Origin of the sequence: Devosia equisanguinis, assembly GCF_900631955.1 — a bacterium.
In the GTDB taxonomy this organism is placed as follows: Bacteria; Pseudomonadota; Alphaproteobacteria; order Rhizobiales; family Devosiaceae; genus Devosia; species Devosia equisanguinis.
On record NZ_UZWD01000004.1, the window covers coordinates 1 to 12,398 of the forward strand.

Here is a 12,398-nt window from a genome sequence, read left to right on the forward strand (position 1 = left end):
CAGACCCTACAGCGCATCGCCGGCGGCTGGCCTAACAACCAGATTACCGAACTGATGCCTTGGAACTTCAAGCCATAACGGCCTCGGTTACCCGCTTACCACAGAGCCGAAACGGAGTGGCCTACTCCTCGCAAAATCCGGCCAAATCAACGGCCGCAAGAAGCCGTCCGCAGAATTCGGCGGATGGGCTTCGCACCGCGACCGTTGTCATATCGCCCCAAAGAACAAGATCCGTTGCCCGCCGGAAGTCTTCGGGCGCCACATCGACTTTAGAGATTATAGCGTCAAGACGTACCGTAGCCTCGCCAACACGAAGTGCTGCCAGAATGTCGGCTTGGGAAGCGCCATTTGCGAGCGCTGCAGCGGTGTGAAAGTAGAGACAAGACTGGCAAGAACCTTGCGCAGCGACGGCGACACCGATCAGCTCCCGCATGCCGCTCTCCAGCGCCAGGTTGGGGTTCATCTGGTGGTTCGAGAATGCTTCCCAGGCATTGGGGAGCTCTTCGCGAGGAAACTGCCAGAAAAACGTGGGCACAGCGCCATAGGTTTCGCTGATATTCTGATACGTTGCGTCGGCATCGTCGGCCATTGCCAACATCGGCATTGCCGAAAATGCGAACACGGACACAAGCGCATTGGTCAGATGGGCATAACTGGTCATCGGAAACTCTCCTGTTGTCGATGCAGGAGCTTTTCAGAGTTGGGTGTTTCGGGTCTTTTGAAAGAGTCGAAAACTTCCGAAAACTGGCTATGCTCGGCGCTATGGGCACGACCTTGGGACCATTCACGCTGGACCACGAACGCCGTCAGTTGATGCGCGATGGACGAACGCTGGCCCTCGGTCAGCGGGGATATGTGCTGTTTGAAACCTTGGCCGAGGCAGGGGGCGCAGCCGTCAGCAAGGACACGCTGATGGAACGGGCATGGCCTGGACTGGTCGTTGAGGAAAGCAATCTCAGCGTGCAGATCTCGGCGCTGCGCCGCGCCTTGGGCGCCGATGGTGATAGCATCGTCATCACAGTACCGCGCATCGGCTATCGCTTGGTGGTCCGACCTCCATCGTCCGAAACCCTGCGCGGTCCGCCGCTGATTGCTGTCCTCCCTGTCCTTAACCAAGGTTCTGGCGACGAGGAAAACGATTTCTCTGACGGCACTGTCGACGACGTTATCACTGCGCTGTCACGCTTCAAGACATTTGCCGTGCTGTCTCGCAGCGCAAGCTTTGCCTTGCGGGATCGGGGCTCGAATGCCGCCACTGCGGCACGCGAACTGGGCGTGCGCTACATCCTTGAAGTGGGGGTGCGGCGCCGGGCCGATCGGTTGCGGGTTACCGCGCAACTGCTCAGTGCAGATGTCGGAGCGGCGCTCTTTGCGGAGAGCTATGATGGCAGCGCGTCGGAGGTTTTCGCCTTTCAGGATCGCATCACACAAGCTGTCGTGGGTGTGATCGAACCTGCCATCCGCACGGCCGAAATCGAGCGCGTGCGCCGCAAACCGCCTGAGAGTCTCGATGCCTATGACCTCTTCCTCAAGGCCCTGCCCATGGTCTATGCGCCAACGCCGCAGAGGCATGAGGAGGCGTTGGCACTGCTGCAGAAATCGGCAGAACTCGATCCGAGCTTTGGCCTGCCATTGGCCTATGCGGCCTGGATCTATGAAAAGCGCATCTCTGCTCGACTGCCTTCCCTCGGAAACAGCGACCACGACAATTGCATTGCGCTCGCCCATGCGGCGCTCAAGGTCGGACGCAGTGATCCGATTGTGCGGGCCATTTGCAGCTTCGTGCTCTATCGACTGGAACGCAATGCCGCCATGCTCGAAGGTTTGCGTGAAGCGGTGCGAGAAAATCCGAACAATGTCGTTATTCTCAATCTGAGCGGCATCGGCCATCAAATGAGCGGTGACGCGGACGAGGCATTGCGATGCCGGAGGCGCGCCTACGAGCTCAGCCCCAGTGCCCCTGACGCTTACGTGAGTTTGCACGGCATGGGGGCGGCAGAGATGATGCGCGGCAATCTTGAGACTGCGGTGCAATGGTGCCTCAGGTCGCTAGCGACCTTCAACGAGTGGCCCTTCACCTACATGACCTTGGCCACCTGCTACGAGCGCCTCGGTCGAATGGACGACGCCCGAGCCATGGTCAGGCGGCTTCGCGAGTTGAACCCTACGCTCACCCTGACAGCGCTCGAGGAGGGCGTTGACCGGTGTGATGACGCGTACGGTCTCGCAGTAATCCCCAGCCTCAGGGCCGCCGGGCTTCCTGAGCGTTAGTCAATTGTAAATCATCGCACCATTTCTCCTTAGTGAAAGGAATGGGGTCTTTCTGGATTGCTCGTTTAGTCCAACGACGGCGGAATGGGGCGCATAGCCGTCTTCCAGTTTTACCCTGAACGCTGTGGGACGTGACCGGTCGTACAGATGGTCTACTGGTCAACTATATCGGGGCAGTAAGATTGCCGGGTGGCTTGGCAGGCATTTTGACTATAGCCGACTGCCGATGGTTGGAGCACGTGCCGCCCCACAATCTGGCAGCGAGCGAAAGCCTCTGCGTATCGCCAGTCGTTGCCGGTGCCGTCTAGAACCAGATGGCCCTCGATAAGTTTAGGCTTAGCTGCGCCGTCTGCCACCATGAGAATCAGATGCCGCAGGAGGATACCGGCGGTCTCGCACGCTCCAAGGCCTTCCAGCGCTACGCGTGAGGCGCTGGCGTCCTCAAATATGCCAAGCTGCGTTACCTTGGTGCTCAAGCGTTCGAAATACTGCGCCTCATCCTCGCCCGGGAGAGGGCCGACGTTGAAACCCTCCGCGATTAACGCAAGGTGATCAGTATTCAGGCTCTGAGCGACCTCCTTGGCAAGGGCGTCGAGGCCTTCCTGGTCTTCGTTCCCCAGCAACCTCGCGAACTGATCAGCGGTCCCCGTGATGAACTCATACGACTCCATCTGAGCTAGGAAGCTGTCCCACGGAACCGAGCCTGCAGCAGTTGCGGGGCCCGGAGCTAACAGTAAGGTCAAGGCTGCGGCTCGCATCATCGTCATGGTGCTCTCCCTCGACAGCGAAACAAGCCAACCGTGATATCGACGCTCACGGAGGTCAAGGTCGATTTGGCCGACTCCCAGATCGCGAGGTCAAAACCTAGATAGGGCTGGGTGACGCTCCAGCGATGATTGCTGTCGTCCTCGTATCACGCGGATCCGCGCCGCAAGATCGTCCCCGACAGCTAAGCCATCGGTTCTCGATCGGACGCGGTAGCGACGGCCAATGTCCGGTTTGGGAGAAGCTTCGTCGGAGGACTGGAAGGCGTGCGTTGCTGTCCAGCAGATATCCACCCCCGTCTTGCCGTTGAGCTAGCCATTCGGCGACGTCCGCTTCTCGGAAGGCGAGAAGGTTCATCGAACGGTGGAAATGGGGCGCTCCGCCGACGGATTGAATTAGCCGCCGGCGAAGACTTTGATGGTTAGATTTCAGTGGCCTCTGAAAGCGATAAGGCGTCGTCGACATCTACGCCAAGGTAACGAACCGTGTTCTCAATCTTGCTGTGCCCGAGCAAAATCTGAATGGCTCGCAAGTTGCCTGTGGCCTTGTAGATAAGTGAGGCCTTGGTTCGACGGAGCGAATGGGTGCCATATTCCTCGGGTGCAAGACCTATGGCAGTCACCCACTCGTCCACGAGTCTTGCGTATTGCCGCGTACTGAGGTGGTCTCGAGGATGGACGCGGCTTGGGAACGCGTAGTCATCGACGCTGCCGCCTCGCCGTTCGAGCCAAGCGAGCAAGCTGGCCCTCGTGTCGGCGGTGATCTCAAACTGAACTGGTCTTCCCGTCTTTTGCTGGACCACCATCGATCGAGATCGGACAGTGGGGCCAGTCACAAGCGTCCCGATCTTGATCTTCACCAAGTCACAGCCTCGAAGCTTGCTGTCGAGCGCAAGGTCGAACAGCGCTCGATCTCGCATTCGACCTTCCCGATCAAGAAAGAAGCGGATTGACCAAATCTGTTTAATTTTCAGAGCGCGTTTGGCGCCCACTTGCTTACCGGCGTTCCAGGCAGGTCTGCCTGCTGCGGCAGGGTCATATTGCGAGATACCCATTACATTTCTCCTGTGGCCAAAGCGGCCAAAAGAGAAACGACTATGGCAGGGGCATTAGCGAAAAGACGGCATCCTTAAACGCAAGGGCAGAGTAGGGGCACCAGACCGCCCGCAGTCGACCCCATTGCGGCCGTTCAGACCGCTTCGTCGATTGCCTGTAAGCCGCCGTTCAACTGCTATGAGATCGCCATCCAGCACTGCGACGTCACGAAGGTTACGATCCAGCTAGCCAAATTCGTGGAAAGTTAATGTAGAAATTTTATGTTTCGCGTGGCGGGCTAACCATTTGAGCAAAGCTGGATTTATGTTCACCAACGTACTGAGCCGGAACAACGTAGCAATCCGGGGCGACGGTGAACGCACCCTTGTGTTGGCACATGGCTTTGGTTGCGATCAAAACATGTGGCAGCGGCTGATGCCCCATCTCGATGGCTTTCGTCTCGTTCTCTTCGATTACACCGGCAGCGGAGGCTCTGACCTCTCTGCCTTCGACCTTGACCGGCACAGCCGGCTGGAAGGCTTTGCCGAGGATTTGGGCGAGATTTGCGAGGCTCTCGACCTGCGCGGTGCCACGTTGGTCGGCCATTCCGTCAGCGGTCTGATCGGGCTGATTTCCGCCGTCGCTTCCCCTGCGCGCTTCGCAGATATTGTGATGGTCTGTCCCTCGCCCTGCTTTCTTAACCTGCCTGGCTACGCTGGCGGATTCGAGCGGAGCGACCTGGAGGAACTCATTTCCCTGATGGACAGAAACTACATCGGCTGGGCGCAACACTTGGCTCCACTCGTTAGTGGTCAGCCCGCTGACAGCGAGCTGTCAGAAGAGCTCAGGCGCAGTTTCTGCTCCACCGATCCCTTGACGGCCAGAACCTTCGCCGAGGCGACATTCCTGTCAGACCATCGCGATCTTCTGAGCAGGGCGGCTCACCCCGTTCTGCTTGTTCAAAGCGAGCGCGACTCGCTCGCCGCGACCTCGGTGGGGCGATACATGCATGATGCGCTTCCCAACAGCCAATATGAGGTGATCGACGCGGACGGGCACTGCCTCCACATGACCCATCCCACCCAGGTCGCGACCCTCATCAGAGAATTCACTGGTGTTTGACACAGCAGCGGGCGACCCTTTCGGTATTGACCGCTTTCCGGTGGGGTGCATTGCGACGGATGACATGCGTGTCATCCGCTTCGCCAATGCGCATGCCGCGATGCAGTTGGACCGCGCACAAGACGATTTGCTGGGACTTGGTATCGAGACATTGCTGACCCCGGCATCCCGGATTTTCTGCGATAGCTACGTCCTTCCGATCCTGCTTACCAAAGGGCACTGCGACGAAGTCTTGCTGACCGTCGAGACCGGGTCGGGGACCCGCGCTCCGGTGGTTGTCAGCGCTTGGGTTCATGGCGACAGGCCGGGCTTCGTGTTCTGGAGCTTTATGCGCGCGGACAAGCGCGACAAGCTTCAGACGGAGGTACTGGCCTCCCGCAATCTGTTGCAGAAGCAAGCGCGTTCGCTGAAGGAGTTGGCCGCGCGAGACGACCTGACCGGGCTGATGAACCGGCGGGAGTTCACACGCATGATCGCGCCATTTAGTGCGGCGGCAAATCGCGCTGCTGCGTCGGTCGTGATCTTGCTCCTGGACATTGACCGTTTCAAAGCAGTCAACGACACCTACGGACACCTAGCCGGGGACGATGTATTGCGTCAGCTTGGTGGAGCCTTCGCCCCATTGGTCGGGTCGAACGAACTTGCCGCCCGGTATGGGGGTGAAGAATTCATCTTCGCCGTGACAGCCACCAATGCCGAGGCCGCAAGTCACTTCGTGTGCCGTCTGCACAAGGCTGCGGCGAGTGTGACAGGGAGCGGCGCGCCCATAACGGTGAGCATCGGCCTATACTGTTGGCCGCCGCAGTCCGGAGAGAGCTTCAAATCCGCAGTGAAGGCTGCGGATCGCGCGCTCTACGAAGCGAAAGCACTTGGCCGCAACCGCACGATGATGATGGACGCCGACGGTACATTGGTGCCCTTCGGTTGATGCGCTACGAAGCGCCGCCTGATGCCATGTGCGCTGGAATTCAAAATGGTTGATTGTCGTAGTCACACAGCCAGCGTGGAGAAGTGAATTTCGAACTTTGCCCGCTAATCGCCCGATTGAGCGCGTGGAAAAGGTTCGTCATATTTATGGCCCATGCAGATTACAATATTGGACACGGCTTGGCCATCAAACTGAATGGTAGTCCGGTCGCTATCGACCCCATTTCTGCCATTTGGGCTGTCGCATCTAAGTACTGAAAGCTGCCAAGGCACTCCACGAAACGTGGAATGTCCACATCTTGACACTGGCCCATAAATCCATAATCCTCGATATATGGAATCAAATTACGCTATCGAAATCTTCGCTGCGCTTTCGCAACCGACACGCCTCGAAACGTTCCGTCTCCTTATGGAGCACGAGCCGGCGGGGCTTCCGGCCGGCGAGATCGCGCGCCGCCTGGAGGTACCGCAGAACACGATGTCCTCGCACCTGGCGATCCTTGCGCGCGCCGGGCTGGTCGAGTCGGAGCGTCACAGCCGCTCCATCATCTATCGCGCCGTCCTCGACCGCGTCCGCGAACTCACCAGCTTCCTGGTCCAGGACTGCTGCGGTGGTCGTCCGGAACTGTGTGAGCCGCTCGTCGCCGAATTCACCCTATGCTGCACCACCCCTTCGGAGGGAAAGAATGCCTGCTGATCGCGTCTACAACCTCCTGTTCCTCTGCACCGGAAACTCGGCTCGATCGATCCTAGGGGAAGCCCTGATCAACCATGTGGGTGGTGATCGCTTCCGCGGGTTTTCGGCCGGCTCGACGCCCAAGGGTGCGGTGCATCCCCTGACCCTGCAGACGCTGCGCAAGGCGGGAATCTCCACCGACGGCCTGCGCTCGAAGGCATGGGACGAGTTCGCGACGCCTGACGCGCCGAAGATGGACTTCGTCTTTACCGTCTGTGACAACGCCGCCGGCGAAGCCTGCCCGGTCTGGCCGGGACATCCGGTGACGGCGCACTGGGGCATCGAGGACCCCGCCGCAGTCGAGGGCCCCGACTTCAAGAAGGAGGCTGCGTTCGACGACGCCTTGCGCTACCTGCGCAACCGCATCGCGGCCTTCATGAACCTGCCGCTGGCGACCATCGATCGGATGTCGCTCACCTCGAGGCTGCAAGGCATTGGCGCCATGGATGGCTCCACCGGATCGGACAAAGGGGCGGCCTGATGCTTGAATACAAGGTTCACGCAAGGCGGGTCGACGCCAATGGCAGCCTCGCCACCTGCAAGGAGGCGGAATTGGTTATCGACACCGCCCTTGCGGGACGCCCGGACGCCTTCAATCCGGCCGAGTTGTTTCTCGCCTCGATAGCCGCCTGCATGCTCAAGGGCATCGAGCGGGTCAGCCCGATGCTGAAGTTCGAGCTTCGCGGGGTGGAGGTGAGCCTTGAGGCCAAGCGCCAGGATGCTCCGCCGCGCATCATCTCGGTCGATTACGTCCTGACGGTCGACAGTGACGAGTCCGACCAGAGGCTGGAACTGCTGCACACGAACGTACGCAAATACGGCACCATCTTCAACACCGTCGCCGAGTCTGCCGGTCTCAACGGCAAGCTGATCCGAAAGACCTGACCCCGTGTCCATCTTCGAACGCTACCTGACCCTTTGGGTCGCCATCTGCATCATTGTCGGGGTCGCCGCCGGCCATTTCCTGCCTTCGTTCTTCGAGGGCTTGGCCGCTCTCGAATATGCGCGGGTCAACCTGCCGATGGCGGTCCTGATCTGGCTGATGATCATCCCCATGCTGGTGCGCATCGACTTCATGTCGCTGCGCCAGGTCGGCGCCTACTGGCGCGGTATCGGCGTCACCCTGTTCATCAACTGGGCCATCAAACCGTTCTCCATGGCATTGTTGGGCTGGCTTTTCATCGGCTGGCTGTTCCGCCCGCTGCTGCCGGAAACGCAGATCGACAGCTACATAGCCGGCCTTATCATCCTTGCCACTGCACCCTGTACCGCCATGGTATTCGTGTGGTCCAACCTGACCCGGGGCGAGCCGCACTTCACCCTGTCGCAGGTGGCGCTGAACGACGCCATCATGGTGATAGCCTTCGCCCCCATCGTCGGCCTGCTGCTCGGTCTCTCCGCTATCACCGTCCCCTGGGACACGCTGCTGCTCTCGGTCGGGCTTTATATCGTCGTGCCGGTGATCGCCGCACAGCTCTACCGCCGCTGGCTGCTGGCCAACGGCGGGATCGACAAGATGAACCGGGCGCTTGCAGTCCTGCAGCCGATCTCCATTGCCTCATTGCTGCTGACCCTCGTCATGCTCTTCGGCTTCCAGGGCGAACAGATCATCGCCCAGCCCACGGTCATCCTGCTGCTGGCGGTGCCGATCCTGATCCAGGTCTACTTCAACTCCGGCCTCGCCTACCTGCTGAACCGGGTGTCGGGGGAGCAGCACTGCGTTGCGGGACCGTCCGCCCTGATCGGTGCCTCGAACTTCTTCGAGCTGGCAGTTGCCGCCGCCATCAGCCTGTTCGGCTTCAATTCCGGCGCAGCGCTTGCCACCGTTGTCGGCGTGCTGGTGGAAGTGCCGGTGATGCTCTCGGTGGTCTGGATCGTGAACCGCACCAAGGGCTGGTACGAACGCGGTGCAGCCGTCAGCCGCAACACCGAAGCGAGGGCCGCCGAATGAGCGTCACCATCTATCACAACCCCGACTGCGGCACGTCTCGCAACACCTTGGCGATGATCCGCCAGAGCGGCGTCGAGCCCGCGGTGATCGAATACCTCAAGACCCCGCCCGACCGGGCCACCGTCACCCGGCTGATCCGCGATGCCGGGCTCACTGTGCGCGAGGCGCTTCGAAAGAAGGATACACCCTTCGATGAACTCGGATTGGCTGACCCCACCAGGACCGACGATGATTTGCTCGACGCGATCGCGGAACACCCAATCCTGCTCAACCGTCCCTTTGTGGTGACCCCGAGAGGCACGCGCCTATGCCGCCCCTCCGAGGTCGTGCTCGACATCCTCGAAAACCCTGAGATCGGCCCGTTCACCAAAGAGGACGGCGAGGTCATCATCAATGCAGAAGGGAGCCGGCTTGTCTGATCTACCCAACGTCGTACCGGCCGCTCTCGAAGTTCCAGATTTCTCTCGTCTCAATGCTCCGAACCTGCAGCACAAGCCACGCATCCTGATGCTCTACGGCTCGCTGCGGGAGCGCTCCTATTCCCGGTTCCTGACCCTTGAAGGGCAGCGGCTGCTCGAAGCGTTCGGCGCCGAGGTCCGGGTCTTTCACGCTAACGGCTTGCCGCTGCCGAACGACGCACCGGACACTCACCCCAAGGTGCAGGAACTGCGTGAGGCCATGCTGTGGTCGGAGGGGCAGGTCTGGACGTCGCCCGAGCGACACGGTGCCATGAGCGCAGTGATGAAGGCGCAGATCGACTGGATACCGCTACCGGGAGGCGCCATCCGCCCCACGCAAGGTAGAACCTTGGCAGTCATGCAGGTGTCGGGCGGGTCCCAGTCCTTCAACGCCGTGAACCAGATGCGTATCCTGGGCCGGTGGATGCGGATGGTCACCATCCCGAACCAGTCGTCGGTGGCCAAGGCCTTCCAGGAGTTCGACGACGACGGACGCATGAGACCGTCGTCGTATTACGACAGGGTTGTCGACGTCATGGAAGAGCTGGTGAAGGTCACGCTGATCAATCGCGGCGTTTCCGGCTACCTGACCTCCCGCTACAGCGAGCGTAAAGAAACGGCAGCTAAACTTGAGGAGCGGGTCGGCATTAAGTCGATCTAAAACGCAGGTTGGCTCCAGAATTCGTCGATACGAGACGTCAGTTTTCGTAATGCGGACATTCCAAAGCAGCCTGTCAGCATTCCACCCAAAATCGCCATTGAGCCGGCCACGGTGGAACGGCAGGTCTGGGATATCGGATTTCCGGCCTCAACGGCCGGAATGGGGCGCAAAGTTGCAGTCCGTTGTTGTTGGTTCGTTGCCGTAGTGAAGTCTGGTTTGGGTGATCAAAACTGGTTAGCTTTGGCAACATGTTCCGCCCTCCTCGCTATTACCTTTATCTCGATGCGGTCGCGCGGCACGGCTCAATTCGTCGTGCCGCTACCAAGCTCGGCGTGGCCTCGACGGCGCTCAACCGCAAGATCATCGAAATCGAAGAAGAGATGGGCCTACCGCTCTTCGAGCGATTGGCCAAAGGGGTTCGACTGACCACGGCCGGCGAAGTGTTACTCAATTCGATCCGTCGCAACCTTTCCGATATCGAGACCGTCAATGCGCAGATCGAACAATTGCGCGGGCTGGTGCGGGGCAGCGTGCAATTGGCCATCGCCCATTCGGTCTCCGATGATCTCGTGCCGTCGGCCATTGCCGAGTACCAGGCTCATCACCCGCGAGTGCAGTTCCAGATCATCGAAGGAGGCACCAGCGACCTGCTTGCTTCGCTGCTCAAGGACGATGCCGAAGTGTTCCTAGGCCATAATCCGCCCAGCTCCGCTGACTTTACCACCATGGCCGTGGTAGCCCAGCCACTCTGTGCGATGATGCCGCCGAGCCATCCACTGGCCGGACGCAGCAAATTGCGCCTCGCCGATTGCCAGCCTTACCCGGTCGCCCTGGGCAGTGCTTCGTTCGGCAGTCGCTACATGATCGACCAAGTGCTCAAGCGGCTGCACCTAACTCTGGATGTGCGGCTCAAATCGAGCACGGTCCAGTCGCTCAAAACATTTTCACGGCAAACTGGGGCGATCTGCTTCCAATTTGAGATCGGCACGCGCCGCGATGTCGAACGCGGTGAACTGGTGGCCATCCCGTTGAGTGATCCCGAGCTCAGCCGGGGCAATCTCGTGCTGGGATGCCGCACCGGCCGGAAGCTGTCGCTGCCTGCGCTCAGCTTTAGTGAAGCCCTGAAACAGCGGCTCGGCCGCCTCTAGCTGCAAAACCATCATGGTCCGCATGCAGTGAACGCATGGCGCGTGCGCCCTATCCGTTCGTCCTGTCAGTAATCGCAGCCGTTTAGGCAGTACCGCACACAATTTGTGTGCACGTCGATCAACTAATTGTTCTATCGGCAGACCAGCCTTGTCGCTCAGTGTGTTCGTAAGTGAACACTTAGCAAGGCGAGGGTGCCGCGTGCGAGCCGAAATCCATAGATTGTCGATGGCCCATCCGGGAGACGTCTCCGCGCTCGCGAGTCTGCTCCAGAGCCGCGCCGTCCATGCGCGATCCATCTGCGCCATAATCGGCAAGACCGAGGGCAATGGCGGCGTCAACGACTTCACCCGTGGCTACTTTACCGACCGGCTGATGACGCTGCTCGAGCGCTATCTCAACGAACCGGCGACCATGCTGGCAAAGCGCATCCCTTGCGTGTTGTCCGGCGGCACCGAGGGTGTGTTGTCGCCCCACTATACCGTGCTTTGCCGGGTAGACGCGGATGGGCCTGGCTCCATACCGGCGCTAGCGATCGGTACGGCGTTTTCCGAACCCACCGAGCATGCGCTTATCGGTACCAAGGCACATGCCCAGAGCATCGCTGCGGCCGTCCGTGCGGCTGTCGCAGATGCCGGAATCGAAGCCATGGACGACGTCCATTTCGTCCAGGTCAAAACTCCCTGCCTTACCTCGGCGCGGCTGGCAGCGCTGCAGGCGACAGGCGTGCCGCTCAAGGCCAGTTCGGCCGGACAATCCATGGCCAGGGCCCGCGCAGCCGGAGCTATGGGCGTCGCCGTCGGGCTGGGCGAGATGAATCTCGATGCAATCAATGACGATATGATGCTGGGCGACTTCGCCGCCTATTGCAGCCGCGCCAGCATTTCCTCCGGCGTCGAGGTGGATTGCAACGAAGTGGTTGTGCTCGGGAATTCGCGGCGTTGGACCGGTCCGCTCACAGTGGCGCACCGGCCCATGCAGGATGCTATCGATCTCGATGCCATCCACGACGTGCTGGGAGACCTTGGTCTCCCGCCCAGCAGACAAGTTGGTGCGTTGCATCGCGACCGTATCCGCTGCGTCCTTGTCAAAGCCGAACCGGACCGTCGCGGCGCCATTCGTGGGCAGCGACATACCATGCTTAACGACATCGACATCGATCCGCAGCGTCACATTCGCGGTGCGGTGGGCGGGCTTGTCGCCGGCGTGATCGGAGATACCCGCATTTTCGTGTCGGGCGGTGCCGAACATCAAGGGCCCGATGGCGGTGGTTTGATCGCCGTAATCGCCGAGCGCGCGGCCCAACAAGAACTGACGGGAGAATGAG

Annotated in this window: 14 protein-coding genes; 11 read left to right on the forward strand and 3 right to left on the reverse strand. The window is 60.2% G+C overall.

Annotated elements, in window-relative coordinates:
- Positions 1-121: 121 nt before the first annotated feature.
- Positions 122-661 (reverse strand): carboxymuconolactone decarboxylase family protein, encoded by a 540-nt coding sequence (locus DEVEQU_RS00060; protein WP_126148527.1) that lies wholly within the window; start codon positions 659-661, stop codon positions 122-124.
- 20 nt (positions 662-681) lie between these two features.
- Here DEVEQU_RS00060 and DEVEQU_RS00065 point away from each other — a divergent pair, with 20 nt between their 5' ends.
- Complete coding sequence (locus DEVEQU_RS00065) at positions 682-2,271, forward strand: winged helix-turn-helix domain-containing tetratricopeptide repeat protein (RefSeq protein WP_223214071.1); 1,590 nt, start codon at positions 682-684, stop codon at positions 2,269-2,271.
- 152 nt (positions 2,272-2,423) lie between these two features.
- Here the strand turns inward: DEVEQU_RS00065 and DEVEQU_RS00070 are convergent, their stop codons facing one another.
- Both DEVEQU_RS00070 and DEVEQU_RS00075 read right to left on the reverse strand, forming a co-directional pair.
- Entirely contained in the window at positions 2,424-3,038 is a 615-nt protein-coding gene (locus tag DEVEQU_RS00070; RefSeq protein ID WP_126148529.1) for a hypothetical protein, read from the reverse strand.
- A 419-nt stretch (positions 3,039-3,457) separates the two neighbouring features.
- Positions 3,458-4,090 carry a tyrosine-type recombinase/integrase gene (locus DEVEQU_RS00075; RefSeq protein ID WP_126148530.1) on the reverse strand — a complete coding sequence of 211 codons (633 nt, stop codon included), beginning with the start codon at positions 4,088-4,090 and terminating at the stop codon, positions 3,458-3,460.
- A 304-nt stretch (positions 4,091-4,394) separates the two neighbouring features.
- Here DEVEQU_RS00075 and DEVEQU_RS00080 point away from each other — a divergent pair, with 304 nt between their 5' ends.
- The 10 genes from DEVEQU_RS00080 (at position 4,395) to atzD (ending at position 12,397) form a co-directional block, all read left to right on the forward strand.
- Complete coding sequence (locus tag DEVEQU_RS00080) at positions 4,395-5,192, forward strand: alpha/beta fold hydrolase (protein WP_126148531.1); 798 nt, start codon at positions 4,395-4,397, stop codon at positions 5,190-5,192.
- Entirely contained in the window at positions 5,185-6,120 is a 936-nt protein-coding gene (locus DEVEQU_RS00085; RefSeq protein WP_126148532.1) for a sensor domain-containing diguanylate cyclase, read from the forward strand. The genes DEVEQU_RS00080 and DEVEQU_RS00085 overlap by 8 nt, the downstream gene beginning before the upstream one ends.
- 333 nt (positions 6,121-6,453) lie before the next feature.
- Positions 6,454-6,816 carry an ArsR/SmtB family transcription factor gene (locus DEVEQU_RS00090; RefSeq protein ID WP_126148533.1) on the forward strand — a complete coding sequence of 121 codons (363 nt, stop codon included), beginning with the start codon at positions 6,454-6,456 and terminating at the stop codon, positions 6,814-6,816.
- Positions 6,806-7,336, forward strand: coding sequence for an arsenate reductase ArsC (locus DEVEQU_RS00095; protein ID WP_126148534.1), 531 nt, complete (start codon positions 6,806-6,808; stop codon positions 7,334-7,336). Before DEVEQU_RS00090 ends, DEVEQU_RS00095 begins: the two co-directional genes overlap by 11 nt.
- Positions 7,336-7,740, forward strand: coding sequence for an OsmC family protein (locus tag DEVEQU_RS00100; RefSeq protein WP_126148535.1), 405 nt, complete (start codon positions 7,336-7,338; stop codon positions 7,738-7,740). Before DEVEQU_RS00095 ends, DEVEQU_RS00100 begins: the two co-directional genes overlap by 1 nt.
- Before the next feature lie 4 nt (positions 7,741-7,744).
- The gene (gene arsB / locus DEVEQU_RS00105; RefSeq protein ID WP_126148536.1) at positions 7,745-8,806 is read left to right on the forward strand and encodes an ACR3 family arsenite efflux transporter; all 1,062 of its coding nucleotides are present in this window, start codon (positions 7,745-7,747) and stop codon (positions 8,804-8,806) included.
- Positions 8,803-9,225: an arsenate reductase (glutaredoxin) gene (arsC, locus tag DEVEQU_RS00110; protein WP_126148537.1), complete on the forward strand. Its 423-nt coding sequence runs from the start codon at positions 8,803-8,805 to the stop codon at positions 9,223-9,225. The genes arsB and arsC overlap by 4 nt, the downstream gene beginning before the upstream one ends.
- Positions 9,200-9,925 carry an arsenical resistance protein ArsH gene (arsH, locus tag DEVEQU_RS00115; RefSeq protein WP_126148538.1) on the forward strand — a complete coding sequence of 242 codons (726 nt, stop codon included), beginning with the start codon at positions 9,200-9,202 and terminating at the stop codon, positions 9,923-9,925. Before arsC ends, arsH begins: the two co-directional genes overlap by 26 nt.
- Before the next feature lie 248 nt (positions 9,926-10,173).
- Positions 10,174-11,073, forward strand: coding sequence for a LysR family transcriptional regulator (locus tag DEVEQU_RS00120; RefSeq protein WP_126148539.1), 900 nt, complete (start codon positions 10,174-10,176; stop codon positions 11,071-11,073).
- A 199-nt stretch (positions 11,074-11,272) separates the two neighbouring features.
- Positions 11,273-12,397 carry a cyanuric acid amidohydrolase gene (atzD, locus tag DEVEQU_RS00125; RefSeq protein WP_223214050.1) on the forward strand — a complete coding sequence of 375 codons (1,125 nt, stop codon included), beginning with the start codon at positions 11,273-11,275 and terminating at the stop codon, positions 12,395-12,397.
- Position 12,398 lies beyond the last annotated feature (1 nt).

Excerpts from the sequence above, each read along its gene's own strand:
- DEVEQU_RS00095 (WP_126148534.1), top strand. The coding sequence starts at position 6,806 with ATGCCTGCTGATCGCGTCTACAACCTCCTGTTCCTCTGCACCGGAAAC.
- arsC (WP_126148537.1), top strand. The coding sequence starts at position 8,803 with ATGAGCGTCACCATCTATCACAACCCCGACTGCGGCACGTCTCGCAAC.
- DEVEQU_RS00090 (WP_126148533.1), top strand. The coding sequence starts at position 6,454 with ATGGAATCAAATTACGCTATCGAAATCTTCGCTGCGCTTTCGCAACCG.
- DEVEQU_RS00075 (WP_126148530.1), bottom strand. The coding sequence starts at position 4,090 with ATGGGTATCTCGCAATATGACCCTGCCGCAGCAGGCAGACCTGCCTGG.
- DEVEQU_RS00100 (WP_126148535.1), top strand. The coding sequence starts at position 7,336 with ATGCTTGAATACAAGGTTCACGCAAGGCGGGTCGACGCCAATGGCAGC.
- arsH (WP_126148538.1), top strand. The coding sequence starts at position 9,200 with ATGCAGAAGGGAGCCGGCTTGTCTGATCTACCCAACGTCGTACCGGCC.
- DEVEQU_RS00120 (WP_126148539.1), top strand. The coding sequence starts at position 10,174 with ATGTTCCGCCCTCCTCGCTATTACCTTTATCTCGATGCGGTCGCGCGG.
- DEVEQU_RS00070 (WP_126148529.1), bottom strand. The coding sequence starts at position 3,038 with ATGACGATGATGCGAGCCGCAGCCTTGACCTTACTGTTAGCTCCGGGC.
- DEVEQU_RS00060 (WP_126148527.1), bottom strand. The coding sequence starts at position 661 with ATGACCAGTTATGCCCATCTGACCAATGCGCTTGTGTCCGTGTTCGCA.
- DEVEQU_RS00065 (WP_223214071.1), top strand. The coding sequence starts at position 682 with ATGCAGGAGCTTTTCAGAGTTGGGTGTTTCGGGTCTTTTGAAAGAGTC.
- DEVEQU_RS00080 (WP_126148531.1), top strand. The coding sequence starts at position 4,395 with ATGTTCACCAACGTACTGAGCCGGAACAACGTAGCAATCCGGGGCGAC.